Origin of the sequence: Prevotella sp. 885, from assembly GCF_002265625.1 — a bacterium.
Lineage (GTDB): Bacteria > Bacteroidota > Bacteroidia > Bacteroidales > Bacteroidaceae > Prevotella.
On sequence record NZ_NOVE01000051.1, the window covers coordinates 1 to 25943 of the forward strand.

Consider the following 25943-nt stretch of genomic DNA (forward strand, 5'->3'; position numbering starts at 1 on the left):
GAATCACTCAACTCCAAGCTTAAGGCATTTAGAGGCCAACTGCGTGGAGTTAGGGACATACCGTTCTTTTTCTATCGTGTATCGTTGATATTTGGGTAGGGATGCCACGGACTTTATCGGATGAGCCGGACTTTCTCTATCCATTCCTCTATCGTTTAAAGGATATGGATAATGTAAGTATTAAGGACATGAAGAAGTCCATCATTGGACATTTTCATCTTACAGAAGAAGATTGTAAATTGAGAACGAAGAGCGGCTCGACCAACCAACTTGACGATAGATTAGGGTGGTCTCGGCAATGGCTTCGTCGTGCTTTGTTTATAGAAATTCCTCAAAGGGGTAATTACAAAATAACGAAACGAGGTATAGAGTACTTACAAAACCATACAGATTTAAGGCAAACGGATCTAATGGAGTATCCCGAGTTTGCGGAATATGCCACAACCTCGACAGGAACATGCAAAAAAGCAACAGCAAAAATCATAGAAGAATCCAAGCAGACTCAAACTCCTACAGAACAATTGGAAAATGCTTACCAAAGCATTATTAAAGATTTGGCAGCCGACTTATTGCAAAAAGTTTTGGAGCAGTCTGCGCAATTCTTTGAGCACTTAGTGTTAGATTTATTGCTAAAGATGGGCTATGGTGGTTCCCTGTCTGATGCAGGATTGGTCACGAAATATTCTCATGATGATGGGATTGATGGTATTATCAAGGAAGATAAACTTGGTTTGGACAGAATCTACATTCAAGCAAAACGTTATAGTACAGCAAATACAATAGGTAAGCCGCAAATTCAACAGTTTGTTGGAGCACTTGATGAACAGAAAGCAAGTAAAGGCGTATTCATAACAACAAGTTCTTACAGTTCTGAAGCCCGAAAGTATGCTGAAGAAAAAGCAAGTAAGAAAATTGTTTTGATAGACGGACAAGAACTTGCAAGGTATATGATTGAGTATAATGTTGGAGTCAGTTTGAAACGTGTCTATGAAGTAAAACGTATAGACTCCGATTATTTTGAAGATGACAATAATGAATAAACAATATAAGTTTGCAGATTTATTTGCAGGATGTGGCGGTCTTAGCAATTCGATTATGAAACAAATTAAAGGTGGTGGAGGAATGCTTGATAATAGATAATTTGTAAATTACCAACATGAATATAATAAATCTTATAGGCGAGGCAACCGCCTACGACAAGAAACTGCAACTCGAAGTCAAGCGACCAAAGAGTTGGCTAAAAAGTGTATCTGCCTTTGCTAATGGCGAAGGTGGAACGTTGGTATTTGGTATCAGTGATGATGACCAAGTGGTCGGACTTGCTGATGCGGAAAGTGACGCTGAAAGAATAAGCGAGGAAGTTAAGACAAAACTTGACCCTATACCTGCTGTCAATCTTGAATTTAAAGAGGTCGATGGCAAGAAACTTGTGTTGCTTCATGTTTATAAAGGACAAGAGACACCTTGTTACTATATAGGTGACAAACAAAGATTGGCTTTTGTTAGAGTTGGCAATGAGTCTGTTGTAGCAGATAGACTTCAACTAAAAAGCCTCGTTATGAGAGGTGCAGGTCGTTCTTTCGATGCCATTCCGTCTCCTTACAAGTTTGAGGATATGGCTTTCTCAAAACTAAAATCTGTACACTTCAAACGGTTGAACCAATCGTTTGATGATAGCGATTTTGTTTCGTGGGGTATCGTGGATAATGATGGAAAACTTACCAATGCAGGTGCTTTGTTAGCAGATGACTCACCTATACGGCATTCGCGTATATTCTGTACTCGTTGGAATGGGCTTGATATGACAAGTGGTTTAGGTGAGGCTTTGGATGATGCGGAACTTGAAGGCAGTGTCATAGGACAGCTACAAGATGCTGTTGCTTTCGTTAGAAACAACTCACATCGAAGATGGTGGAAAGAAGCAGACTACCGAGAGGAATTGCCCGATTATCCAGAACGTGCGGTAACAGAAGTGATATGTAACGCCATCATCCACAGGGATTATATGGAGCTTGGCAGCGAAATACATATTGATATGTATGATGACTGTATGGAGGTGTATTCCCCTGGCGGTATGTTTGACGGACGCTTGATACAGCAACTCAATCCAATGACGGTGCCATCAAAACGTCGCAACCCCTTACTTGCAGATTTCTTTCATCGTCTAAAACTGATGGAGCGTAGAGGTAGTGGTATGAAGAAGATTATAGGAGAATATAAGCGTTTTGAGAATTTGGAGCACTACCATGCTCCAGAGTTCAATTCTAATGCTTCTGAATTCCATGTTACTCTATGGAACCTCAATTATGGCATAGATGTCATAAAAGAGAGTCCTAATGTCATAAAAGCCCCTGAAGATGTCGTAAAAGATGTCGCAAAAGAGGTGGAGAATGTCGTAAAAGCCAAAGCAAATGTCACAAAAGAATTTGTCAAAGCTCAACGACAAATCTACAAGTTGATTTCACAAACACCTCAAATTAATGCCACACAGATGTCTGAACACATGGGGATTTCTCTTCGCCAAGTACAGCGATACCTTAAACAACTGTCAGACCTAAACTTGATTGTCAGGGAAGGTGGTCGGAAAAATGGTATTTGGAAAATCTTGGATGATGAATACGAGGGCTTCTTCAAAAGAATATAAGATACAAAATAGCAGGTAATAGGAGATAAACACCTATGATTAGTGTTTACCTCCTACTCGATTTTTGTGTATGTGGAATGTATTGTTATGTCTTTTTTATTCTTTTATTACCATGTGATAATCTTGTCAACGATGTTCTGTTGCTCACTTGCAGTCCTGCGAAGATATATACGAGTGGTCTCTATGCTCTCGTGTCCCATCAAGTCTGCCAAAAGTGATATGTCATTAAACTTCTCCAAGAAGTTCTTGGTGTATCTATGACGGAAAGAATGTGGATATACCACTTTGGAATTAAGACCATATCTTACAGCAATATTCTTCAGTTGTTGGGCAATTACAATTCGTCCACATTCACCTTTATTCCCAAGATACGCTGTATCTCAGCCAATGTCTTGTCTATCTCATGATCAAGAGCCTTGCGCTTCTTGAAGTAGTCGGCAAGCAGTTCGGCTGGAGGCAGGATTTCTTTTTCGTCCTTAGAAAACTTGCATTGGTCAAGATTAGCTATCGGAGTCGCACGATTGTAGTATAGCATATAGTCTGCAAATATGTGAATATTTCATAAAGGTACGAATTAATACTGACAAACATTCACCGGCAACTCGAAATCTGCGTTTGTTTATATCTGATTTTTACCTATGCAAATATCGTACAAAGAGTAAAAATGTGTTACAAAATAAAAACTGATTCTAGAGATTCAAAAAGCTGTTTTTATGGGGTTTTGCTGTGCAAACAGCACCCGAGCTTAACAATAGCGCCACTTTTACACTACAATAGTGCCACTATTAGAGTGTAAAAGTGGCGCTATTGCATGATAAAAGTGGCACTATTGGAGTGCAAAAGTGGCGCTATTGCAATATAAAAGGGCTTGTTTTGAACCGTCGTTCGTGGTGTGTTATGCTTGTGGAAGACGTAACGTACTGTGTGTGAGTAAGATAAAGCAAATCGCTCAAAACTCGAAAATTTCACACCAAAGATTTTGTTGTGCGCTCAACTGGGAGTATTGAGCGTTAGGAATGCAAATATTGTGTCGGACGTGAGGCAGGGCTTTGACAAAAACCGTTATCCACAAGCCTTTTGTTGTCATACCCTTCGGGTTCATAATATCGTTTGGCGAATGGGCTTTACGAGAGCCTTGCTCTCGACACCCATCCTCCAAACTATATCATGAGTGATGCCGAAGCATCACTGTGCCAACAAAAGAAAAACATAAAAAACACAAGGCGGCATTGCAACAAGATATTCAGCAAGTTACCTCCTACGGTTAGCCTTTTCTTCTCGTCTTATTAGTTTTGACTCCCTCCATGCACCCTCCCATAGCAAACGCCAATAAGCGCCGTGTCCCGATGTGACACGTATCCATCAGAAACCCACTGCAAGCTCCGAAGGAGCGCAGCTGTGGGATAAGCATCCTTCGGAGCTTGCAGTGGGTTTCATGATATAGGTCCCGCTCCGCGGAACCCGCAGCTCTTGCTCAATTTGCTTGCATTTATGGACTGAGTGGCTACGGCGAGACGCCATAGCCTCCTAAGTTTGTTTCTGACTTGGCGCACAATTCCTAACTCCTAATTCTTAACTCCTAAATCCTAACTTCTAATTCCTAATTCCTAATTCGTCCTCGCTTCTCCTCTGAACGTAGACGCTGGCAGCTGGTCGCTGTTTACGAGGTTTGCCCTTGTGAAGGGTTGCCAGGCGTAGCGGACGTAGCGGGGGTGCTTGATGGTGGGGGAGGTGAGGCGAACCTTGTTGCCTTCGATGGTGGCGGTGGCAGGATGGAAGAGTCCGTCCTCCTCGGCTATCTCGAAGCATGACGGGGCTTTGCCGTCGGAGGTCTGCAGACCGTCTGCGTAGAGGAAGCTGACGATGAGGGCGTCTGCCTGACGCGTTACGGAGCTGAAGACAGGACCGGAGGGAGTGATGTCCTGTCCGTAAGTCTTGGCGAGAGCCCAGCGTGCAAGACGTTCGCCAATCGGTTGCTTACGGCGTGGATGAACGTCCAGCGAGTCGCCGCAGTCCGACGAAACTGCCATGCCCGTGTTGCTAATCTCCTTCATAAGACGCAGCTGACTGTCGCGGAACCACGGCCATGACGGACGGTTGAGGCTGGAGAGCTGAACGAAGTAGAAGGGCATGTCGGGATTGTTCCAGTTCTGTCGCCATCCGTCAACAAGCAGACTGAACAGCTTGGCGTGAGCGTCCTTGTTGTGTGCGTTCGATTCGCCCTGATACCATATCACGCCCTTGATGGGATATTGCTGCAGGGGCAGGATGCCGCTCTCGTAGAGATAGCAAGGCTCGTATGGATGACGACCGAGCTTGGTCTGGTCGTTGGTGAGATTCTTGGCTGCACGTCCGCGCACCCAGTCCTGTATGAAGTCGTTTTGAAGCCAGTTGCTCAGGATGTTGGGGAACGAAGTCTCCAGTGAGTTGCGGTCCACCCATGCTTCCGTCGGCGCTCCGCCCACGGCGTTGCATATAAGTCCGACGGGTACGCCGAGCTTCTGACGCAGCATTCTGCCGTAATAATAGCCCACGGCAGAGAAGCGTGAGGCAGAGGCGGGAGTGGACGGTTGCCACGTGGTCTCGTGGAAATACTGCAGGTGATTGAGCGAGTCGAGGCATGAGGCGGGCCAAGCCACGTCGTACGTCTCCCATCGTCCCTTCATGTCGAAGAGTCGGAGCTGCGGGTCGTCAGCCGCCGCAATGTCCTCCTTGCCGCTTTCCGCCTGGCAGAGCATGAACGCCATGTTTGACTGTCCGGAGCACAGCCACACCTCGCCCACGGCTACATGGCTGAACACCTTGCGCTGTTTGCCGGCTGTGATGGTGAGCGTGAGGTCTTCGGCTGCCTGCATTGGGCTGAGCACGACGCTCCATTTGCCTTGGTTGTCCGCAGTGGCTTTGGCTTTCTGACCGCCGATTTCCACGGTTATCTTCTCGCCCGTATTGGCTGTTCCGTGAATGTCGAGCGGTACGTCGCGCTGCAAAACCATGTAGTCAGCGTAGAGCGACGACATGCTCAGTCCGCCGTAATTGCCCGTGATGCCGCCGTAGACGGTCTTGGCAAGTATGCCGGCGCCTTCGGAGTTGGGATGGATGGCGTCGGGGAGGAGGTTGGGGTAGGGATAGAGCGGTTCGTGGAAGTCGATGAGTTCGGCTCCGCTTACACGCGCCACGGTTTCGATGGCAGTCTGAATTTCGTCGTGCCATTGCTTCGTACCCGACTGGAAGCGCGGATGGCGGTCGGCGATGGGCGTCATGCGAGCCAGTATGAAGCGCACCTTGGGATTGGCGGCACGCAGCGAGTCCATAATGGAGAGATAGTCCTTTACAAACTCGTCGCGATAGTTGGGCCAGTTGCGCGGGTCGGTGTCGTTGATGCCGAGATGAATGACGGCGATGTCGCCCTTGAAGCGCAGCGCCTCCTTGAATTCCGGCTGCTCCACGTAGGGACGATGACCCTTATAGAGAAGCGTGGCGCCCGGCTTTCCGAAGTTACCCACCACATATCCGTTGCCCAGCATCTGTTGCAGCTGAACGGGATAAGAGAAGTGTTCGCGGTCGGCGATGCCCGTGCCGTAAGTGATGCTGTTACCTACGCAAGCCACGCGCACAGGCTGTGCAGCGACCTTTTTGCGCTTGGCTGCGGCTGGGAGTTGTAGGGTGGTGAGGCAGAACAAAGCCATCAACAGTATGGATACGGTTTTCTGAGATTTGATTTGTTTTAGTGTCATATTATTATCGGTATGTTTTAGTCAGGTTTTTGTCAAAGCCCTGTGCTCCGCAGCAACCCATCGCTAACGGATAGAATCAATACAATCTGCGGTGTGCGTACTGACGGCTTCAGCTCGCCGCCTATGTAGAAGATGCCGAGCGTGGTGGGGACTGCCATTGCACCGGCTCTTGCCAGCGCCTTGTCTGCAAAACGAGTGGGCTTCCATTTCTGCGTTACGAGGTCCAGTTCGTAGAGATTGCCGCTGAAGCTATACCATTCTATAGGCTGAAGCAGATAGTCTGCCTTCTTGATGCGCTCATATCTGCCGCTTATGGCATCTAAGAAGATGTCCTTATTGACGCCACCCGTGGCAAACACCTTGCTGCCATCGGTCCATGCCACGCCACCAGAGAGAGTCATCGGTTCGCCTTTTGCCGAACGGGGACCTTCTATGCTTGTCCATGCCTTGTCGGTATAGGGCACGGTGGTGTCAAGGCATACGCCGTCGGTGCTTACCACACTCTTCTCGCCGTCTGCGAAAAAGCCACCCCATACATACAGCTTGCCGTTGTTGGCAGCGCAGACGGGCTGCACACGCGGCGAAGAAGGCATCGTGCATAGGTCGGACCATACGTAATTCTCAGTCTTGATGTCAGCCATTAATACTCCTGCTGAAGGCTTGCCGTTCTGATTTCCTCCTACGATATACACGTTTCCGCGGTCGATGGCAGCCGCCATGTTGTCCACCGTGCAAGGCAGGTCAGCCATTCGGCGCACTTCGGCACGGTCGCCATCGGCATTCAGATGTATGCTATAGACTGTGTTGAGGCTGTGATCGTTGTTGTTGCCACCGACGAACAGGAGGCTGTCACCGCTTGCGATGGTGGCTCCGTAAGCAGCCGGTTCGGGCAGGAATCCCACAAGCTGCCAGTGGAGAACAGCGTTGTCAAGGGGCGCGGCATAGATGCCGGCATAGTAAGTCTTGTTGCCCGGCGTGGGGAAATTACATCCTCCAGCCATCACAATATAGTCGCCTATCTGTCCTGCGTAACATGCCGATACGCCAAGCGAATAGCCCGGTTCCGTAGCAGGGAAGCCGAAGACATTGCGAACGCTCTGCGCTGACGTGAGGACGGACAGAAGGAGCAACGTTGATATAACGAAATTTCTCATTAGCTTATACAAAAAAAGTGGAAAGTGACGGAATCATGCCATTCGCATGGCAGGATTCCCCACAATCCACTCGTCACTGAATACTATATAAAGAATTTTACTTTTCCTCAAGTTTCTTGAGAATCTCCTGACAGAGCATGTAGCTCTTGATCATCATGCGCGGAATGTGGAACGGACCCTTGAAGAGGTTGCCCTTGGCGGGCTGTGCCACTGTTCCGTCGCGGTGGAGATAACCATACCATTCGCCGTACTCCGGATCAGGGAAATGAGCGTAAGTCCACTCGCTGATGCGCTCGTGGCGGTAGAGATATTTCTCGTCGCCGGTTGCGAGATAAGCGTAGAGCGATGCGATGATGGTCTCGCACTGCGGCCACCAGAACTTCATGTCCTGCGAATAGTCCTGCGAAGGCAGGTTGAGGCAGTCGCGGAAGTTGATGATGCCGCCGTACTCCTTGTCCCATCCCCAGTCCCAAGACCAGTTGAAGATGGTGAGCGCCATGTCGAGCATATCCTTGTCCCAACCGCGGAGCTTTGCCTCCTCCATGATAAACCATACGGTCTCGATGCAATGACCCGGATTGATGGTACGTGTCATATTGGTGTTGACAAACTCGCCGTTCATGCCTACTGTCTCGAGCAAGCACTTGAATTCGGGGTGGATGAAGTACTTCTTGAGCTTCGCTATTGACTCGTCAATCTGTGCAGTGAGCTTCGGATCGTTCACCACCTTGCGGATGCACGAACCTACGTTGATGAGAATCATGATGATGCTGTGGCTCTGGAGCTGCACGTTCGGCTCGAACTTCTCGGGCAGGAAGCCCGGAGTGTTGAGGAAGCGCTGTGTGTCCTCGAAAATCTGGAGCGCGCGCTGTGCCCAGTGCTGGTCGCCTGTGGCAAGAGCATACTCTGACATTGCTATCGAGGCGAATGTCTCTGAGAAGACATAGCGACGCTTGCGGAGCGGCTGTCCGTCAGCGGTTACAGAGAAATACATGTGTCCCTTCTCGTCGAAGCAGTGCTTCTCGATGAATTCGAGTGTTGACTTGGCAGCGTCGAGCCACATCTGGTTCTTCTCTACGTTGTTGTATGCGAAAGCGCATATAAAGGCGAAGCGTCCCTGAAACCACACCGACTTGGTGGAGTCCATCAGCGAGCCGTCACGGTTCACACAAGTGTAGACACCTCCGTTCTCACGGTCCCATCCATGCTCCATCCAGAACGGCATGATGTTCTCGGTGAGGTCCTTCTTGTAGGAGTCTGCCCACGACTGGATATATTCTTTTACGTTCATTTCTGATTTGTTGTTTTTAATGTTGTTGGCGCATTAGAACTTGTTGGCGCGCTCGAAGAAACCGATTTCCTCCAGCTCCTTCTTCATCTGTGCTTCCTCCTCGTCTGTCATGTTGCGGAACGGCACACGGTTAGGTCCGAGGTCGAATCCGAGGAGCTTCATGATGCGTTTTCCGCCTACGATGTTGCCGCGGAAGTGGCAGATGACGTTGATGACAGCCTGAGAGAAATTCTGCTTCTCGCGGGCAGTCTCGATGTCGCCGTTGTTCCAAGCTTCGATGATGCCTGTCAGCTCACGACCGTTATAGTTGGTTGTGCCGCCGATGCCGCCACGTGCGCCGCCCTGTGCAAGGCTGGGGAGGATGGTCTCGTCCTGTCCGTGGAGCATGTCAAACTTGCCACCGCCATAGAGACGGCACTGGTTGTATTCATACAGCGACTCGTATGTATACTTGATGCCGGCGAAGTTGGGGATGCGTCCGTCCACAGCCTTCAGCAGGTCAACCATGGGAAGGAATGCGCCGTTGAATGCGGGGATGTGATAATAATAGAAGGGCAGCTCAGGAGCAGCCTTTGCGATGGTCTCGCAGTACTCGACGAGTTCCTCGATGCGGCCGATCTTCGGGAATGGAGGAGCCATCGAACCGATACCCCATGCACCGATTTTCTGGGCATGCTCGGCAAGGCGCACGCTCTCACGCAGGCAGCAGCTGCCCACATGCACAATCACCTTAAATCCCTCTGGAGCTACAGACACCCAGCGCTCAGCCAGCTGCATACGCTCTTCGGTGGTGAGCATATAGCCCTCACCTGACGATCCGTTGATGAACACACCCTTGAGACCGTTCTTCTGCAACATCTTTGCATAAGCCTCGATGGGTTCGAGATTGACATCACCGTTGGGATGGAACGGTGTGAAAGGAGCGTCAATAAGTCCGATGATCTTTTCCATAGTTTTCACTTTTTTATTTAGTTTGTTGTTTAACTATATTATTATGTACGAATAGTTGTCTGTTTTTATTATTGCCCGTGGATTACTCCATGTTGTCGGTTGTGGGGCGCAGGCACGAAAGCTGGAGCACGAGTGCGAGGAGCACGATGCATCCGAGAATGGCGAAGCCAAGTCCGAGGTTGCCTCCGTCTGTCCACTTGCCGAGGACGTGCGTAACGGCAGCTCCTGCGAATACGCCCACCATGTTCATTACGCCGTAAGCTGTGGCACGATAACGGGCAGGGATAATCTGGCAGAGGATGGGCATGTTGTTGGCATCGAACATACCGAAGCCCATTCCGAAGAACAGTCCGGCTCCGACGATGGCGATGACGCTATGTCCGAAACCGAGGAGCACAAGGGCGGGAATGGTCATTCCCAGTCCGATGGCACTCGTATATATACGTCCGCGTATGTTGCGCTTCACCCAGTTGTCTGACAGGATGCCTCCCACGATTACGCCAATGAACGAGCTGGCGGCTATGGTGATGGTTGACATCGGACCAGCTTCGGACATCGGAATGTCAAGATTGGTGGCGAAGAGTGTCGGCAACCAGTTCTTTGTAGCCCAGCCTGGCAGACTCGGTACGGCGAAATAGATGAGTATCACCCAGAAAGCCCAGGTGGAGAACACCACTGCAAGACCGCGCCAGATGCTTTCTTTCGGCGTCTGCATTTCGGGTCCTGCGACCTTCGACTGCTCCTTACGCTTGTCCATAAGGCACAATGCCAACACCACGGAGTAAGCTATGCCGATGATTCCGAACCAGTGGAAGGTGCTGTGCCATGAGAATGTGGCTGCGATGGTGGCGCCGAAACCTCCGACTGCCTGACCTACATACAGTCCGGTCATGTGGATGCCGATGGCGAGTGAGCGTGATTTGCCCTCATGCCAGTCAGCTATGAGTGAGAGTGCAGAGGGTATGTAGAGTGCTTCGCTGATGCCCATCAGCGCGCGGAGCCAATAAAGTTGTGTGAAATCTGTAGCATATCCCATGAGATATGTCACCGCCGACCATACAAAGAGGCTTCCTACGACGAGCCATTTGCGGCTAACGCGGTCTGCCACCACTCCTGCAAACGGACTTACTATGCCGTAAATCCAGAGAAAGACAGCCATCAGCGCACCGAAAGCTTCCGCCTTGTTGAGCTCGGCAATGTCTGCCTTCATGGCTTCCTGCATTGTGGAGAGCATCTGTCGGTCCATGTAATTAAGAAGGGCGACAACCCACAGGAGAGCAACAACAATCCAGGGGTAAAATTTGTTATGTCTCATTAGTTTTCAAGATTTGTTAGTATGAGGTTTGTTTTGTTATTCGTTCTTAGGCTTTAAGCAAGTGCAAAATTATAACTAATTTTTGAGAAAACAACCAGTTAGACGAAATAATATTCAAAAAAAGTATTACTTACGAAATATTTTTAAAAAGTAACGGTGGGTTATCTCAACGTAGATAACACAAAAAAACATAAAAGACATGGGTATTTTACTGCCTTTATGTCGGAATTCAGATAATTAGCATTAACTTTGTAGTCTTTAAATAGTATAATAATAAGGTGTGTAGGGCAACAATCTGACAAAGCGTCAATAGCGTTCCCTGCCTGCCATTTTTTTAACGAATAATCAACAGACATCTGAATGGAAACAAAGAACAAGCTCGTTGACGCAATAGTCAAGGGTATTCAAGAGAAGAAAGGACAAGACATCGTAATCGCTGACCTTCGTGAGGTGGACGGCTCCATCGCCAACTACTTCGTAATCTGCCAAGGTTCGTCGCCTTCGCAGGTGGAAGCCATCGCCGATTCAGTGAGCGAGACAGCACGTATCGATGCCGGCGAGAAGCCTATTAACGTAGTCGGTCTGCCGCAGGCTTACTGGGTGGGCATGGATTACGGAGACGTTCTCGTACATATCTTCATACCCGAGGCACGCAATTTCTACAACCTCGAGGACCTTTGGCAGGACGCAGCCGTCACTGAGGTGCCCAACATCGACTGATTATAGGGCGGCAGAAAGCCATACGGCATGAGTTTTTTCATGTGATAAATAAAACTTCTTAACAGTAAAACATGGACAATAACAACAATCCCGGAGGAGACAAGCAGCCGAAGATGCCCAAGTTCAATATGAACTGGCTTTACACTGTCATCATCCTCTTGCTTGCCATACTCTTCTTCACGGACGGTGGCACATCGTTCCTTGGGGGTGTCACACCCGATCAAGAAGCCACTTATACGAAGTTTAAGACATACGTGGACAAAGGCTACGCCGAGAAAGTGGTGGTCAATAAGGACAAAAGCACCCTGCGCATGTATGTTCGACAGAAGAACATACGCGATGTCTTCGGCAAAACAGCCCAGCAGGTGGGTGCTCATCCGTGCGTAAGCGTCACTTATGGTTCGCCAGACGCGCTCGATACGTATCTCGCTAATGCGCTTAAAGATCGCAAGATTGTGGATTACAGCTATGAGATGGACTCTAATTCCGGACTCATGACACTGTTCTACACCTTCGGACCGATTCTCTTCTTCGTTGTGCTTTGGATCTTTATGATGCGCCGCATGGGCGGTGGCGGAGGAGGCGGAGGCGTCTTCAACGTCGGAAAGTCAAAGGCTCAGATGTATGAGAAGGGCAACGACCTCGGCATTACGTTCAAGGACGTAGCCGGACAGGCTGGAGCCAAGCAGGAGGTGCAGGAGATTGTAGACTTCCTTAAGGAGCCGCAGAAATACACTGACCTCGGAGGAAAGATTCCTAAGGGTGCATTGCTCGTAGGCCCTCCGGGAACAGGTAAGACGTTGCTGGCAAAGGCTGTTGCTGGCGAGGCTGGTGTACCGTTCTTCTCAATGAGCGGTTCTGACTTCGTCGAGATGTTCGTAGGCGTTGGTGCAAGCCGCGTTCGCGACCTCTTCCGCCAGGCAAAGGCAAAGTCGCCCTGCATCATTTTCATCGATGAGATTGACGCCGTAGGACGTGCGCGTAGCAAGAACCCGTCAATGGGTGGCAACGACGAGCGTGAGAACACGCTTAACGCGCTGCTTACAGAGATGGACGGATTCGGCACCAACAGCGGTGTTATCATACTTGCAGCCACCAACCGTGCTGATATGCTGGACAAGGCGCTGCTCCGTGCAGGACGTTTCGACCGTCAGATCAATGTGGATCTGCCCGACCTTACCGAGCGTAAGGAGATATTCCAGGTGCATCTCAGAAAGGTAAAGATTGACGAAACCGTGGATATCGACTTCCTCTCACGTCAGACTCCGGGATTCTCCGGTGCTGATATCGCCAACGTCTGCAACGAGGCTGCCCTCATTGCCGCACGTCATAACAACAAGACCGTGGGCAAGCAGGACTTCCTTAACGCCGTGGACCGTATCATAGGCGGTCTGGAGAAGAAGACAAAGGTGATGACCAACGACGAGAAGCGCACCATTGCCCTTCACGAGGCAGGACACGCCACTGTGTCATGGTTCTGCGAACACGCCAATCCGCTCGTTAAGGTAAGCATCGTTCCCCGCGGTCGTGCATTGGGCGCCGCATGGTATCTGCCTGAAGAACGACAGATTACCACCAAGGAGCAGATGCTTGACGAGATGTGCTCGTTGCTCGGAGGACGCGCCGCTGAGGAACTCTTCACCGGTCATATATCCACTGGAGCCATGAACGACCTCGAGCGTGCCACTAAGTCGGCATTCGGAATGGTGGCATACGCCGGTATGAGCGACCGCCTGCCGAACATCTGCTACTATAATAACGATGAATATCAGTTCCAGCGTCCTTACTCGGAGACAACTGCAAAGACAATCGACGATGAGGTGCTGAAGATTATTAATGACGAGTATGCACGCGCCAAAGCCATCCTTAAGGAGCACAGCGAGGGACATAACGAGCTGGCTGAACTTCTCATCAAGCGTGAGGTGATCTTCGCAGAGGACGTGGAACGCATCTTCGGAAAGCGTCCATGGGTAAGCCGTTCGGAGGAAATCATCGAGGACAACACGCCGAAACTGGAGGATATGCCTGAGGAAGTGCGTCAGGCTCAGGCTGAGCATGAGGCTTCTGTCAAGGACAACAGCAACACAGAGTCTGATAATAAGGACGACGAAACTAATCAAAACGCATAGCCATTATGAGCGACAAAATGAAAAATCTTATAACACGAGCCATCACAGGCGTCTTCTTTGTAGCGGCTGTGGTGACGTGTTTCCTGAGGCCGGAGGCGATGATATTCCTCTTCGCCTTGGTGACCGGACTGACCGTATGGGAGTTTACGGGCATTGTCAACAACATTGAGAACGTAAGCGTCAACCGCTTCCTCTCCACCGTTGCAGCCGTCTACTTCTTCCTCGGCATGGCTGGCTACTGCTCTGGCATCGTACCCTCGGCAGTATTCATTCCCTATCTGCTCACCGTAGTGTATATGTTCATCTCCGAACTCTACACCAAGGCGCCCAATTCCATCAACAATTGGGCGTACACTATGCTCTCGCAGATGTATATTGCCTTGCCGTTCGCCACTCTCAATGTGTTGGCATTCCGCGGCATCGGCGATATGGTCTACTATAATTACCTGATTCCGCTGAGCGTCTTCATCTTCCTTTGGACCAACGACACCGGCGCTTATCTCTCCGGATCGCTCTTCGGAAAGCACAAGCTCTTCCCGCGAGTGTCTCCTGGAAAGAGCTGGGAAGGCAGCATCGGAGGCGGCATTCTCGTTCTCATCGTGGCTACAGCCATAGGTTGGTATGAGAATTCAGGCATGCATGATGTGGCTGAAGGCTTGGCAATGTCAGTGCCCGCATGGATGGGACTGGGTCTTGTAGTGGTGTTCTTCGGCACATGGGGCGACCTCGTTGAGTCGCTCTTCAAGCGCACCGTGGGCATCAAGGACTCGGGCAACATCCTCCCCGGACACGGAGGAATGCTCGACCGATTCGACTCTTCCCTCATGGCAATCCCGGCAGCTGTGATTTATATCTACACGCTGACGCTGATTTAACCCTCACGCTTATACATTATAATATATATAGTATAGAATGAAGATAGGAATAATTGTGGCGATGGACAAGGAGTTTGCTCAACTGCAGACCCTCGCCACTGACAAGAATACAGAGAGCCACGCACATTACGACTTCGTAACCGGTCGCATCGGCGACAACGAAGTCATCATGATGCAGTGTGGCATCGGTAAGGTTAATGCCGCTATCGGAGCCGACCAACTCATCAGCTGCTACCATCCTGACATCGTTATCTCCACCGGTGTGGCTGGTGGAGCCGACACAAGCCTTGAGGTAATGGACGTCGTTGTATCCACGGAGTGCTGCTATCACGACGTTTATTGCGGCGACGAATGCGCAAAGGGACAGATTCTGGGACAGCCCGCACGCTTCGTTTCCAGCAAGGAGCAGGTGGAAAAGGCGCTGAGTCTGGATTGCGACACTCGTGTCCGCGGCGGACTAATCGTCACTGGCGACTGGTTTGTTAACACTCGCGAGAAGATGCAGACCATCCTTAACGACTTCCCTGACGCTATGGCAGTGGACATGGAGAGCTGCGCCATCGCACACACATGCCACAAGACAGGCGTACCCTTCGTCAGCTTCCGCATCATCAGCGACATTCCTCTCAAGGACCACAAGGCGCAGATGTATTACGACTTCTGGGAGCGCATGGCTGAAGGCTCGTTTGAGGTGACCAAGGCGTTCCTCGCTAAACTCTAAACCAATCAAACAAGACATTATGGACAAGATACCAAGTTTCACTATTGATCATAACCACCTTCTGCGTGGCATATACGTTTCGCGCAAGGATAACGTAGGCGGCGATGTTGTCACCACCTTCGACATCCGCATGAAGGAGCCGAACCGCGAGCCGGCGCTCCATGCCGGTGCGCTCCACACCATTGAGCACCTCGCTGCCACATACCTGCGCAACGATCCTCAGTGGAAGGACAGCATAGTTTATTGGGGTCCGATGGGTTGCCTTACCGGCAATTACCTGCTCATGAAGGGCGACCTTCAACCTCGCGACATCGCCGATCTCATGAAGCGCACCTTCGAGTTCGTGGCTTCGTTCGAGGGCGAAATCCCCGGAGCTGCACCCAAGGACTGCGGCAACTGGCTCCTCCACGACCTGCCAATGGCACGTTGGGAGTCGCGCAAGTTCGTTGACGAAGTGCTCTCGCAGCTCAAGGACGAGAACATGACATATCCTACTATAGAGGAATAATCATCGCATTCTGCTTGCAGAATCGTCATAAAGCATATCCCCATAATCAGCTTTTCGCTTATTCTTAGATAAGAAAAGCCGATTATGGGGATTACTTTTATATGTCTATCGTGAATTATTCATACCTTTTTGCATTTTTACGCCTTGTTGCTTTGACAAATCGCAAATAATATTTAAATTTGCGTTTTCAGAGTGAAAGCAACAGATGTCGAATCATTTAAACAGACAAGGTTATGAATAAACTTTTACTATCATTTGCATTTTGTCTTACCACCATCACCTCGTTTGCCCAGGAAGCGGCAGACCGAATGATGGTGCATCAGAAGGATGGCAGCGTACGAAGCTATGCCATTAGTAATGTTGACAGCGTGACGTTCGGCAAGAGCGATGTGCAAGGCGACGTCACCGTCACCGTTCTGGCTACCATGGGAAGCCTGGCGTACGGTTCTGCCACAATGCCGGAAGGCTGCCGAAACGGCGATATTGCTCTCATTCCCAATGACGGCACAGTGACAGACTATTCGGCTTACATAAGAAGCCATTCCACCATAAAGATGACACAGGCCACCAACACGTGGTCTTACTCCACCCTTGAACCCGCTGGTCGCTACATCGTAGCGGCACAGGCTTATGACGATATGGGCGCTGTGGTGGCTATGGGCTATACCGAACTCAATCCCGGTACGGGTGATGTGGTGGATCTGGGTGAGGGAGCCAATACCTACATCGTTCCTGCGAAGGGCAGATACAGCTTTATGCCTCTGCATATCGACGGTTCGCGCATCTCCGGCATCAGCAGCGTAGACTGGCTTTGGAGCACACGCACAAGCAATCAGAACAGTGCACAAGGTCTTGTTTCTGACATACAGATAGAGGACAACGGACGTATCAGCTTCGATGCTACGGGCGAGAAAGGCTCAGTGGTATTCGCTGCGTTCGACGCTGACAACAAGGTGATATGGACTTGGCTTATCTGGTGTACTGACAAGCCTGCGACAATGCGATACGCCAACGGCGTGGAGTTTATGGACCGCAACATGGGTGCTATTAGTGCCAACCCCGAGGACGGCACCGACACATGGGGACTCCTTTGGCAATGGGGACGCATAACGCCGTTCTTCGGTGGCTATGCAGAGAACGAGTGGGAGGCAAGTGACGCTTTCAAGGAGTCGAAGGCATGGACTGTCGTCAACACCAAGTATGATTATCAGTGGGCATACAAGCTTGAGGGCACCAGCATAGAGGGCGCCATCGCCGCTCCGTTCACGCTGTTCAATGACGACCTTACGTGCGATTGGCATGTCCCGGCAGACCTCACGCTCTGGTCGTCTGTCACAAAGACCAACTACGATCCATGTCCTGCGGGCTATCGTCTGCCCTCTGCATCGGAGCTGGCTGTCCTTTACGACATCGATTTGGCTGCCGACGGTAGCGGCTACACCTATACATATAACGGCAATACGGCTTGGTGGCCCTCATCGGGTAGCGGTCGCGAGTTCGACACTGGCTGCAACATCATCGGAAAGAGCACCTTCTTCCTCTGGTCTGGCTCAGCCGAATACGTCAACAACTTCCTCATGGGCTATTCAGACTTCCCTGCTGCCTATCGCTTCACCGCCAACAACAATACGCGTTACAACAACGTGGTGGGCAACCGTTCCTTCGCCCACGCCATCCGCTGCGTTGTAGACAGTAAAAAGTAGAACACAAAAAAAAAACTCACTTTCTCGCGAAAGTGAGTTTTATCAACAACAAAATTCATTCATTTTCGTCACGCCTCTGCGCGACTTACATAACCTTGATAATTGATCTTTCTTTTAGTTTTCTGTCTTAAATAACATTGCTTAATGTGTATGAAACGTAATCTGATGTATTTTTATTACTAAAATCTATAACTCTCTAATTACCTCAATCTTATTATCTATTACCTATAGATTATTTCTTGTTTTTTTCTGAAAGCAAAGTTAGCGGTTTTGTCTCAAACTGACAAATTATTTCAACAAACTCCCACTTTTAGTCCAAGAACACCGCATACGGGCTGTTTTGGGTTGTCCGAAACACACCTTTAGCCCCACTTTTGCAAGATTTTACAAACGTCACATTGTGCAAAAACCTATGCCAAAACTAATAATAATGCGATGATAGTGACGTTATTCGACCGATTTGAGTTAACTTTGCACCACACAAGAAAACAATAAACGTTTATATAAGAATATGAAGACCTTCAAACGATTCCTGCCAGACCTACTGGTAGCATTGGTTTTTGCTGTCATCGCGTTTGCCTATTTCTTCCCGGCAGACACCGAAGGACGCATCCTTTATCGTCACGACTCCTCCGCAGGACGCGGAGCCGGAGTGGAGCTGACGGAGTATTATCAGCGTACCGGAGAACGCACACGCTGGACCAACTCTCTCTTCGGAGGTATGCCTACTTATCAGATGGCTCCTTCTTACGACAGTCAGTCCGTCCTCAATCAGGTGGGCAACTTTTATCATCTCTGGCTTCCCGAGAACGTGTGGTACGTCTTTGCTTACCTTCTCGGATTCTACATCCTTCTCAGAGCCTTCGATTTCCGTCGCGAGCTGGCTGTGCTTGGTTCCATAATATGGGCGTTCAGCTCCTATTTCTTCATCATCATAGCCGCCGGACACATCTGGAAGGTAATAGCTCTGGCTTATCTGCCGCCGATGATAGCGGGCATTGTGCTTGCCTATCGTGGCAAGTATCTGTGGGGATTCATCGTCACAGCCATATTCACGGCGCTTGAGATACAGGCCAACCACGTGCAGATGACATATTATTATATGTTCATCATCCTATTCATGGTCATCGCTTACCTCGTTGACGCCATCCGCAACAAGCGCCTCGCGCAGTTCGGCAAGGCCACCGGCGTGTGCTTCGTGGCTGCTGCTATCGGTGTGGTCATCAATCTCAGCAACCTCTATCACACTTGGCAATACACACAGGAGTCGATGCGAGGCAAGAGCGAACTGGTGAAGAAGAATACCGCCAACCAGACATCAAGCGGTCTCGACCGCGACTATATCACGCAGTGGAGTTACGGCATCGACGAAACGTGGACTCTCCTCGTGCCTAACGCCAAGGGTGGAGCCTCTGTTCCTCTCGCCATGAACGAGAAGGCTATGGAGAAAGCTGACCCTCAGTTCTATCAGATTTATCAGCAGTTGGGTCAGTATTGGGGCAATCAGCCCGGCACAAGCGGCCCTGTGTATGTGGGTGCCTTCGTTCTCATGCTCTTCATCCTCGGACTCTTCATCGTGAAAGGCCCGATGAAGTGGGCGCTGTTCTTCGCCACATTGCTCTCCGTGCTCCTCTCTTGGGGCCGCAACTTCATGTGGTTCACTGATCTCTTCATCGATTACGTGCCGATGTACGCCAAGTTCCGAACCGTGGCGTCTATCCTCGTCATAGCTGAGTTCACCATCCCGTTGCTTGCCATGCTCGCCCTGAAGAAGATTCTGGACACCCCCGACTTCTTCACCAGCAAGACTAAGCTCTATCTCGGCACGGCTAAGAACAACATCCTCTCATGGAACACCACCAACATGACCTTCGTATGGGCAAGCTTCGCAGCCACAGCCGGCATGGCTCTGCTCTTCGCCATCATGCCCTCGGTGTTCTTCCCTGACTATATCTCGGCTTCCGAAATGGAGCAGATGCGTCAGATTCCGGCAGAATATCTGAATCCGCTTATCAGCAATCTGCGCGACGTGCGCATCTCCATCTTCACCGCCGACTGCTGGCGCACCTTCTTCGTAGTGGCTGTCGGCACAGCCGTTCTGCTTCTGCTGCGCTATAAGAAGATTCAGCCGAAGTGGGCTGTCGGCGCCATCATCGTGCTCTGCCTCGTGGATATGTGGCAGGTCAACAAGCGTTACCTCAACGACGAGATGTTCGTGGAGCGCAGCGTGCGTGAGGAGCCGGTACGCGAGACTGCCACCGACCGTCAGATTCTGCAGGACAAGGGTGCCGACTATCGTGTCCTCAACCTTGCCTCCAACACCTTCAACGAGAACGAGACGTCGTACTATCATAAGTCTATCGGCGGTTATCATGCTGCCAAGCTGCGTCGTTATCAGGAGATGATCGAGTATTACATCGCTCCCGAAATGCGCCAGATGATGTCTGCCATAGCTGATGCGCAGGGCGACATGACTCGTGTGGCAGGCGACTCCATCTATCCTGTCCTCAACATGCTCAACACGAAGTACGTCATCCTTCCCTTGCAGGGTGGTCAGACAGTGCCAGTGCAGAATCCTTACGCTTACGGCAATGCTTGGTTTGTGGATAACATCCGCTACGTAGCCAACGCCAATGAGGAGATTGAAGCTGTCGGCAAAATCAATCTGCGCCATGAGGCTGTGGCTGACAAGAAGTTTGAGGAGGCTCTCGGCAAGTCTGCCGCCAACAACAACAACGCCGTGGTAAGCCTCAAGAAGTATGAGCCTAACGAACTCGCTTACGAGGTGCAGTCTGAGAAGGGCGGCATCGTGGTGTTCTCCGAGATTTATTATCCGGGATGGACAGCCACAGTGGACGGTCAGGACGTGCCCGTAGGACGTGTCAACTACATTCTGCGTGCCGTCAACGTCAAGCCGGGCAAGCACAACGTGGTGCTGACCTTCAAGCCGGTATCCGTGAAGCGCACCGAGACAGCCGCTTACGTGGCTTACACGCTCCTCATCATCGCCATCATCCTTGGCGTGGTGTTCGAGGCAAGACGTCGTTCAAAGGAAGTTAAGGAGAAAACTGCTGAATAATATGCAGCTCCAGACTCCCGTCATCATACAGCAGGCCCCGTTCAGCATCTCTCCAATGGAGAGCATGCTCTTCGTGGGCTCCTGCTTTGCTGACAATATAGGCAGGTTGTTCGTGGAGGATAAGTTTCGCGCCACGGTCAACCCCTTTGGTGTCATGTATAATCCTGCGAGCATCCTTCATACAGTCGAGCGCCACCTTGCTGACCATGATGCTCCCCGCACTGCCGTCTTCACGCTCGGCACCAATCACGTCTACATCCTTAACGAGACGGGTGAGATAGTGGACAACTGCCAGAAGCGTCCGCAGCGTCTCTTCACGGAGCGCGAGCTGACGGTAGATGAGTGCGCCTCTTACCTCCGTCGTGCCGTTGAAGCGCTGCGTGCGAAGCGTGATGACGTCCGTGTCATTATCACGGTCAGCCCAATCCGCTACGCCAAGTACGGCTTTCACGGTTCGCAGCTTTCCAAGGCCACGCTATTGCTGGCTGCGGACAAGTTGGTGAAGGAGTATGCGTCAGACCGTTCATGCAAGGTGACGTATTTCCCCGCATACGAAATCGTAAACGACGAACTGCGCGACTATCGCTTCTATCGTGAGGACATGCTCCATCCCTCCGACCAAGCCGTGAAGTACATCCACCAACGCTTCGCCGACACTTTCTTCTCCAACGACACGCACGCCTTCCTGAAGAAATGGCAACCAATAAAAGCCGCCCTGAACCACCGCCCCTTCAATCCGGATTCTGAAGACTACAAGGCATTCCTCGCAAAGGCAAAGGAGGACGAGAGAAAGTTGGTGGAGGAATACGGGTCTTAAAAATCCGTAATCAACATCCTTCGCACCCTCATCCGTGTAAATCAGCGTAATCTGTGGGAGACTCCTGCGCAACCAGTCAGCGCCGTGTCCCGAGGGGACACGTTACTATCAGAAACCCACTGCAAGCTGCAAAGCAGCGCAGCTGTGGGATAAGCATCACTTCACCCTCTCTTGGTTCCGCGAAGCGGGACCGACTATCATCCTCAACATCATAGTGGATGTGTCAGTCCCCCTTCGGGGAACGATAGGGGTGGGGTATCATATTGTACCCACAGCTGCGCTGCTTCGCTGCTTGCAGTGGGTTTCATGATATAGGTCCCGCTCCGCGGAACCCACAGCTCATACATCAATGCAACCCCAGGAGCCTACCTTTTAAACCTTTCCCCACCCACAACGTCTATTTACACAGATTAAAAAACACAAGCCAATGACACGGAAGATATTATTATTTATGTTGCTTGTTGTCTCTGCTCTGACCGCAAGCGCACAGGAGTGCAGGCTGATTGGCTCTGTCATCGACAAGGACACGAAGGAGAAGATGGAGCAGACCACTGTCCAGCTACTTCGTAAGGACAGCTCGTACGTAGCCGGTACGGTTACCGACGATAGGGGAGAGTTCGCCCTTAAGGTAGACCGCAAGGGCGCATACATCCTCAAGATCTCCAGTGTAGGCTACGACAACATGTATCGTAATGTCCATGTCACCGACCCTGCGAAGGACATCCGTCTCGGCGAAATCACTGCCAAGGCTTCCGCTATCATGCTCAAGGGCACCACCGTCACTGCCAACGCTGCGAAGGTGACGCTCAGCAAGGACACCTTCGTATATAATGCTGCGGCGTTCCGCACACCCGAAGGTTCCACCATCGAAGAGCTTGTGAAGCGTCTGCCCGGTGCGCAGGTCGGCGACGACGGCAAGATAACCATCAACGGCAAGGAGGTGAAGAAGATAAAGGTGGACGGTAAGGAGTTTATGGTAGGCGACACCAAGACGGCGATGAAGAACCTTCCCACCAGCATCGTCAACAAGGTGAAGGCGTATGACGAGAAGAGCGACCTTGCCAAGGTCACCGGCATCGACGACGGCAACGAGCAGACCGTGCTCGACTTCGGCATTAAGCGCGGTATGAACAAGGGCGTCTTCGCCAATGCCGACCTCTCCTACGGCACGCACGACAGATACGCCGAGAGGCTGATGGGCGCTTACTTCAATTCCAATTTGCGCATGATGGGCTTCGGATCGTTCAACAACACCGGCGACATGGGATTCCCTGGTGGCGGCGGACGCGGATCTTTTGGAATGGGACGCAACGGTCTCAACACGTCCAACATGGTTGCCACGCACTTCAATTATGAGGACGGCAAGACGCTCTCGCTGAACGGTTCGGTAAGATGGAACCACCGCAACTCCGACGTGCGATCGGAGTCGGCTTCGGAGAACTTCGTAGGTTCCACCAATTCTTTCTCCAACTCGCTCAACCAGAGCAACACGCAGAACGACTCGTGGAATGCGCAGATGCGACTGGAATGGCGACCTGACACGCTCACCAACATCCTCTTCCGTCCATCGTTCGGTCTGACGAAGAGCGACGGCAAGAGCACGTCCGCGTCGGCTCAGTATAACGACGACCCATACAATTACTCTGACAGCCCGCTCTCTGACGCTGCTATCAGTCAGATGGCGGAGCAGGGCAAGATGGTCAACACGTCACGAACGGGACAGATCAGCCACAGCGATGCGAAGAATGTGGGTGCCATGCTCCAGCTCAACAGGAAGTTGGGTTCGCGCGGACGCAACGTCACGCTGCGTGGCGACTTCAGCTATTCCGATACGGACAGCAAGGCGCTCTCCACCAACAACGTGCGCCTCTATCAGCAGAAGGACCGCTTCGGCAACGACTCGACGTACCAGACCAACCGATTTAACGTCACGCCCACAAAGCAGTATAGCTACGCCGTGCAGACCACGTACAGCGAACCGCTCTGGCGTGCCGCCTTCCTGCAGCTGAGTTATCAGTTCAAGTATGCCTACAGCAAGAGTGACCGTGCCACGTACGACTTCTCCAACCTCGGCGACGACTTCTTCTCTGGCTTGGCACCGCATTACCGCGGATGGGACGACTATCTCAACCGACTGGACCGTCCGTATGAGGAATACGAGGACCGTGCGCTGAGTCGTTACTCTGAATACCATAACTACACGCACGACATCGACCTCATGCTGCGCGTCATCAGAGAGAAATATCAGTTGAACGTGGGTGTGAAGGTGCAGCCGCAGATGTCGAAGTTCAAGCAGGACTATCAGGGCGTATTCACCGACACCACACGCACCGTCACGAACGTCACGCCGACGCTCGACTTCCGCTATCGTTTCTCGAACGTGAGCCAGCTGCGCGTCAACTATCGCGGCACGACGTCGCAACCTTCCATGACAGACCTTCTCGACATCACGGACGACAGCGATCCGCTGAACGTCACGAAGGGTAATCCGGGTCTGAAGCCGTCGTTCACGAACAGCCTCCGTGCGGAATACAACAACTACATTGAGAAGCACCAGATGGCGATAATGACGAGTCTTAACTATCAGAACACACGCAACAGCATCGGCTACCGTGTGTCGTACGACGAGCAGATGGGTGGCAGGACCACACGACCGGAGAACATCAACGGCAACTGGAATGCGTCGGGTATGCTGGTCTTCAACATGGCTATCGACACGGCTGGCTACTGGAACATCAACACGTTCACCAATCTTGACTATCAGAACCGTGTGGGTTATGTCAGCGTAGGTCGCAACGCCGACTCGCAGCGCAACATCACCCGCTCTACAAGCGTGGGCGAGCAGTTGGGCGTGGGTTATCGCAACTCATGGCTGGAGGTGGAGCTGAACGGATCGCTCGACTATATGCACGCCCGTAACAATCTCCAGACGCAGAGCAATCTCGACACATGGCAGTTCGCTTACGGCACCACCATCAACATCACCGCCCCATGGGGAACGAGTCTTTCTACGGACATCCGTGAGAACTCAAGGCGTGGCTATGCTGACAAGTCGATGAACACGAACGAGTTGATATGGAACGCGCAGCTCTCGCAGGGCTTCCTGAAGGGCAACGCCCTGACTGTCTCGCTCCAGCTCTACGACATCCTCCACAACCAGACCAACTTCTCCAGAACGGTATCGGCAATGAGTCGCAGTGACATCCAGTACAACTCCATCAACAGCTACGCCATGCTCCACGTCATCTACCGCCTAAACCTCTTCGGCGGCAAGCAGGCAAGAAGTGGCATGAGAGGTCAAGGACAGCGAGGACCCGGCAGACCGGACAGAATGGGCCCGCCGCCCTCTGGCATGCGCCCGGGAATGGGAGGCAGACCGCCGCACCGATTCTGATAAAAACACGCCCCGAATAATTTCTCCCCAAAATGCCGATTATCCCACAGATTTTTCAACATCCTTCGCACCCACATCCGTGTAGATCCGCGTAATCTGTGGGAGACTCCTTCGCACCCTGTGATTAACATGGATATCTCGGATGCAGCTTGAGAGAATGTTCTCCCACAGATGCCACAGATTTTCACGGATGCAGCTTGAGAAGATATTCTCCCACAGATGCCACTATAGCAGCCAGTGCAAACCTAGGAGGCTATGGCGTCTCGCCGTAGCCCCGCAGCCTACCATAGCAGAACAGCCAGTCTGCGCCGTGTCCCGAGGGGACACGTATCTTTCTGAAACCCACTGCAAGCTCCGAAGGAGCGCAGCTGTGGGATAGGCATTACCTCACCCTCTCTTGGTTCCGCAAAGCGGGACCGACTATAATCCTCAACATCATACGGTATGCGTCAGTCCCCCTTCGGGGAACGATAGGGGTGTGGGTATCATATTGTACCCACAGCTGCGCTGCTTCGCAGCTTGCAGTGGGTTTCATGATATAGGTCCCGCTCCGCGGAACCCGCAGCTCATACTCAATCTGCTTCCTTTCGTGGCTGTGTGGCTACCATAGCATAACGCTCAATCAACTATTACTTCATTTGCTTGCGTCCGTGGGTGCGTGGCTACGGCGAGACGCTATAGCCTCCTACGATTACCCTTTTTCTGTTGTGCAAGTCTCCACATGTCTTCTTACCTAAAAACATGTTCTTCATGTCTTCTTGTCAAAAAAACCATGACTTCATGTCTACTTGTCAAAAAACCATGACTTCATGTCTTCTTGTCAAAAAACATGGCTTCATGTCTTCTTGTCAAAAAACATGGCTTCATGTCTTCTTGTCAAAAAAACATGTTCTTCATGTCTTCTTGTC

Annotated in this window: 17 protein-coding genes and 2 pseudogenes; 12 read left to right on the plus strand and 7 right to left on the minus strand. The window is 51.1% G+C overall.

What is annotated here, in order from left to right:
- Nucleotides 1-101 precede the first annotated feature (101 nt).
- From CHL74_RS12465 to CHL74_RS12470, 3 genes are read left to right on the plus strand one after another with little or no spacing between them, the layout of a single operon-like run.
- The gene (locus CHL74_RS12465) at nucleotides 102-1040 is read left to right on the plus strand and encodes a restriction endonuclease (RefSeq protein ID WP_094881548.1); all 939 of its coding nucleotides are present in this window, start codon (nucleotides 102-104) and stop codon (nucleotides 1038-1040) included.
- Nucleotides 1033-1140: a DNA cytosine methyltransferase gene (locus CHL74_RS15590; protein WP_141241326.1), complete on the plus strand. Its 108-nt coding sequence runs from the start codon at nucleotides 1033-1035 to the stop codon at nucleotides 1138-1140. The genes CHL74_RS12465 and CHL74_RS15590 overlap by 8 nt, the downstream gene beginning before the upstream one ends.
- Before the next feature lie 16 nt (nucleotides 1141-1156).
- Nucleotides 1157-2644 (plus strand): ATP-binding protein, encoded by a 1488-nt coding sequence (locus CHL74_RS12470; RefSeq protein WP_094881550.1) that lies wholly within the window; start codon nucleotides 1157-1159, stop codon nucleotides 2642-2644.
- A 107-nt stretch (nucleotides 2645-2751) separates the two neighbouring features.
- Here the strand turns inward: CHL74_RS12470 and CHL74_RS12475 are convergent.
- The 7 genes and pseudogenes from CHL74_RS12475 to CHL74_RS12505 all read right to left on the minus strand — a co-directional run.
- Nucleotides 2752-2979 (minus strand): annotated as a pseudogene (locus CHL74_RS12475) (tyrosine-type recombinase/integrase); the annotation flags it as partial.
- Nucleotides 2979-3146: pseudogene (locus tag CHL74_RS12480) on the minus strand (SAM-dependent DNA methyltransferase); the annotation flags it as partial. The pseudogenes CHL74_RS12480 and CHL74_RS12475, both read right to left, overlap by 1 nt.
- Before the next feature lie 1105 nt (nucleotides 3147-4251).
- A complete protein-coding gene (locus CHL74_RS12485) occupies nucleotides 4252-6378 on the minus strand; it encodes a GDSL-type esterase/lipase family protein (RefSeq protein WP_441339055.1) in 2127 nt (708 codons plus the stop codon).
- Nucleotides 6379-6410: 32 nt separating this feature from the next.
- The gene (locus CHL74_RS12490) at nucleotides 6411-7532 is read right to left on the minus strand and encodes a cyclically-permuted mutarotase family protein (RefSeq protein ID WP_094881554.1); all 1122 of its coding nucleotides are present in this window, start codon (nucleotides 7530-7532) and stop codon (nucleotides 6411-6413) included.
- Between the two features lie 97 nt (nucleotides 7533-7629).
- A complete protein-coding gene (locus tag CHL74_RS12495; protein ID WP_094881555.1) occupies nucleotides 7630-8823 on the minus strand; it encodes an AGE family epimerase/isomerase in 1194 nt (397 codons plus the stop codon).
- Nucleotides 8824-8856: 33 nt separating this feature from the next.
- A complete protein-coding gene (locus CHL74_RS12500; protein WP_094881556.1) occupies nucleotides 8857-9774 on the minus strand; it encodes a dihydrodipicolinate synthase family protein in 918 nt (305 codons plus the stop codon).
- A gap of 82 nt (nucleotides 9775-9856) precedes the next feature.
- Nucleotides 9857-11089, minus strand: a complete 1233-nt coding sequence (locus CHL74_RS12505) for an MFS transporter (protein ID WP_094881557.1) — start codon at nucleotides 11087-11089, stop codon at nucleotides 9857-9859.
- A 360-nt stretch (nucleotides 11090-11449) separates the two neighbouring features.
- Between CHL74_RS12505 and rsfS the strand changes: the two genes are divergently transcribed.
- From rsfS to CHL74_RS12550, 9 genes are all read left to right on the plus strand, one after another.
- Complete coding sequence (rsfS, locus tag CHL74_RS12510; protein ID WP_094881558.1) at nucleotides 11450-11809, plus strand: ribosome silencing factor; 360 nt, start codon at nucleotides 11450-11452, stop codon at nucleotides 11807-11809.
- A 71-nt stretch (nucleotides 11810-11880) separates the two neighbouring features.
- Nucleotides 11881-13938 carry an ATP-dependent zinc metalloprotease FtsH gene (gene ftsH, locus CHL74_RS12515; RefSeq protein ID WP_094881559.1) on the plus strand — a complete coding sequence of 686 codons (2058 nt, stop codon included), beginning with the start codon at nucleotides 11881-11883 and terminating at the stop codon, nucleotides 13936-13938.
- A gap of 5 nt (nucleotides 13939-13943) precedes the next feature.
- Nucleotides 13944-14813 carry a phosphatidate cytidylyltransferase gene (locus CHL74_RS12520; RefSeq protein WP_094881560.1) on the plus strand — a complete coding sequence of 290 codons (870 nt, stop codon included), beginning with the start codon at nucleotides 13944-13946 and terminating at the stop codon, nucleotides 14811-14813.
- Between the two features lie 37 nt (nucleotides 14814-14850).
- Complete coding sequence (locus CHL74_RS12525) at nucleotides 14851-15534, plus strand: 5'-methylthioadenosine/adenosylhomocysteine nucleosidase (RefSeq protein WP_094881561.1); 684 nt, start codon at nucleotides 14851-14853, stop codon at nucleotides 15532-15534.
- 19 nt (nucleotides 15535-15553) lie between these two features.
- Entirely contained in the window at nucleotides 15554-16042 is a 489-nt protein-coding gene (locus tag CHL74_RS12530) for an S-ribosylhomocysteine lyase (protein ID WP_094881562.1), read from the plus strand.
- Between the two features lie 233 nt (nucleotides 16043-16275).
- On the plus strand, nucleotides 16276-17745 hold the full coding sequence (locus tag CHL74_RS12535) for a hypothetical protein (protein WP_141241327.1): 1470 nt from the start codon (nucleotides 16276-16278) through the stop codon (nucleotides 17743-17745).
- Nucleotides 17746-18256: 511 nt separating this feature from the next.
- Entirely contained in the window at nucleotides 18257-20824 is a 2568-nt protein-coding gene (locus CHL74_RS12540) for a YfhO family protein (RefSeq protein ID WP_094881564.1), read from the plus strand.
- Nucleotide 20825: 1 nt separating this feature from the next.
- Complete coding sequence (locus CHL74_RS12545) at nucleotides 20826-21641, plus strand: GSCFA domain-containing protein (RefSeq protein WP_094881565.1); 816 nt, start codon at nucleotides 20826-20828, stop codon at nucleotides 21639-21641.
- A 427-nt stretch (nucleotides 21642-22068) separates the two neighbouring features.
- A complete protein-coding gene (locus tag CHL74_RS12550) occupies nucleotides 22069-25035 on the plus strand; it encodes an outer membrane beta-barrel protein (protein ID WP_094881566.1) in 2967 nt (988 codons plus the stop codon).
- Nucleotides 25036-25943: the final 908 nt, after the last annotated feature.